Raw genomic sequence first — 2,090 nt, 5'->3', positions numbered from 1 at the left:
CCGATCGCCGCCAGCAGCACCACGCCCACCGCCGCCGATCCGACGCTGGGCGCCCTGCTGCATGAGCTGCGGCGCATCGCCGATGCCCTGGAAACCCATGTGCCGCAGGCCACCAAGCCGGATTTCGCCGACGCCCCCGCCTACCACTGGGAGCGGGTCGAGGCCGGCGGCCGCCACGTCGGCCGCCTCAGCCCGGTGCAGGAGCCGGCGCTGATCGAGTTCTCCGACCTGCGCAACGTGGACCAGCAGCGCGAGGTCATCGAACGCAACACCCGCCAGTTCGTGCAGGGCCGCCCGGCCAACAACGTGCTGCTCACCGGCGCCCGCGGCACCGGCAAATCCTCGCTGGTGAAAGCCTGCCTCGCCGCCTTCCACAAGCAGGGCCTGCGCATCATCGAGATCGACAAGGAACACCTGAACGACCTGCCGGCGGTCATCGAACTGGTGCGCGCGCGGCCGCAGAAATACATCGTGTTCTGCGACGACCTCTCCTTCGAGGAAGGCGAGACCGGCTACAAGGGCCTGAAGACCGCGCTCGATGGCTCCGTCTCCGGCCAGGCCGCCAACATGCTGATCTACGCCACCTCCAACCGCCGCCACCTCATCCCGGACAAGATCTCCGACAACCTGGAGAACAACCGCAGCCAGGACGGCGAGCTGCGCCCCGGCGACGCAGTGGAAGAGAAGATCTCGCTGTCCGAACGCTTCGGCATCTGGCTCAGCTTCTACTCCTTCTCCCAGGACGAATACCTGGAAGCGGTGCGGCTGTGGCTGAAGAAATACGGCGTGCCAGCGCGCCGCATCCGCGCCGCCGAGAAAGAAGCCCTGCTGTGGGCCCTGAGCCGCGGCGCCCGCTCCGGCCGCATCGCGGCGCAGTTCGCCAAGGACTACGTGGCGCAGCTGGGCTGAAGCGCGGGCGTGAGCACACCGTCGCGGGGCACGGCGCATTGCGCCCGGCGACGGTGACGGGTTCAGGAAATCCGGAAACTGCTCAGGCGCAGGACCGCGCCTGAAAGGCCGCCACCGGCATCAACGGCGCGGCGGCGGAGCGAATGGCACGTTCGCTCAACAATCAGCCAACGCACGCCGCTAGCGCAAAAAAACAAGGCCAGCCTGGGCATGGCTGACCTGCATCCGCTTGCCTCGCCGCCCGGCAAGCGTGCATGGCCGGCACATCCAGCCGCCGGCCCCGGCCTCAGCGACTCAATCCAGCGCGGCGACCTGCATCAGCCCGTCCTCGTTCACCACCAGCTGCACCCGGTTCGAGGTTTCGCGGGTCTTTTCGCCGTTCACGTACAGCGCGGTCTTCACGCCGTACACGCCCTGGGAAACGCCCTTGGGGAATTTGAAATTGAAGGAGTTTTCGTACTGGCCGGAGCCGTTCTCGCCGACCACCTTGCTGCTGCGTCGGAACTCCTTGCCGGCGGTATCCACCAGCACCAGCTCTTCCTTCACTTCCCGGATGGGCTGGCTCTGGCCGGCGACCACCGCGATGTTGGAGCTGACGGTGACGTTCTCGCCCGCCGGCACCGCACGGCCGGGCTCCACCTGGGTCTGGTAGGTCAGCACCTGCGGCTGGGCCGGCAGCTGGCCGGCGTTGCCGTTGCGGTAATCGCGCTCGACCACCTGGGCGTCCTTGATCTGGCGGCTGTGGGCGTTGATCGCCAGGCAGCCGAGGGCGCCGATCGCGGCACCTGCTGCGGCGCCCTTCACCGTGTTCTTGCCGCCGGCCAGCACGCCGCCGATCACTGCGCCCACCGCGCCGGTGACCCAGGGGTTGCATTCGCCGTCACCGCTGGCACTGGCGCTGCCACCGCCGCTGCCGGTGGTGGCGCAGGCGCTCAGGGTCAGGGTCACGGCAAGCGCCAGGGCGGAGAGGCGGAGTTTCTGTTTCATCGTCGACTGGATCCGGAGAGTGTGGGAGGGAAGCGGCGGCCGACCGGCCGGGCGCGAACGCCAGGCCGGTCGCGTTCTCATTCGATTTCCATGCCGCGCAGCGCATCCTGCTCGGCACGCTCGGCGCGCTGCTGCAGGCGGCGGGCGCCGGCGTGGTTGGGATCGACCCGCAGCGCGCTGCTGGCCGCGTTCTT

At 68.8% G+C, this 2,090-nt stretch carries 2 protein-coding genes; one reads left to right on the top strand and one right to left on the bottom strand.

Translation table 11 applies throughout. The features are described from left to right. Nucleotides 1-45: 45 nt before the first annotated feature. Nucleotides 46-909, top strand: coding sequence for an ATP-binding protein (locus GRF61_RS23790; protein WP_169153094.1), 864 nt, complete (start codon nucleotides 46-48; stop codon nucleotides 907-909). A gap of 294 nt (nucleotides 910-1,203) precedes the next feature. Here the strand turns inward: GRF61_RS23790 and GRF61_RS23785 are convergent, their stop codons facing one another. After that, on the bottom strand, nucleotides 1,204-1,896 hold the full coding sequence (locus GRF61_RS23785; protein WP_169153093.1) for a hypothetical protein: 693 nt from the start codon (nucleotides 1,894-1,896) through the stop codon (nucleotides 1,204-1,206). Nucleotides 1,897-2,090: the final 194 nt, after the last annotated feature.

This window comes from Azoarcus sp. TTM-91, assembly GCF_012911025.1.
Lineage (GTDB): Bacteria > Pseudomonadota > Gammaproteobacteria > Burkholderiales > Rhodocyclaceae > Azoarcus.
The sequence above is the reverse complement of the archived record's forward strand: the minus strand, read 5'-3'. Positions and strand labels throughout refer to the sequence as shown.

What these genes read in the sequence shown, in the direction of transcription:
- GRF61_RS23785 (WP_169153093.1), bottom strand. Translation starts at nt 1,896, where the DNA reads ATGAAACAGAAACTCCGCCTCTCCGCCCTGGCGCTTGCCGTGACCCTG.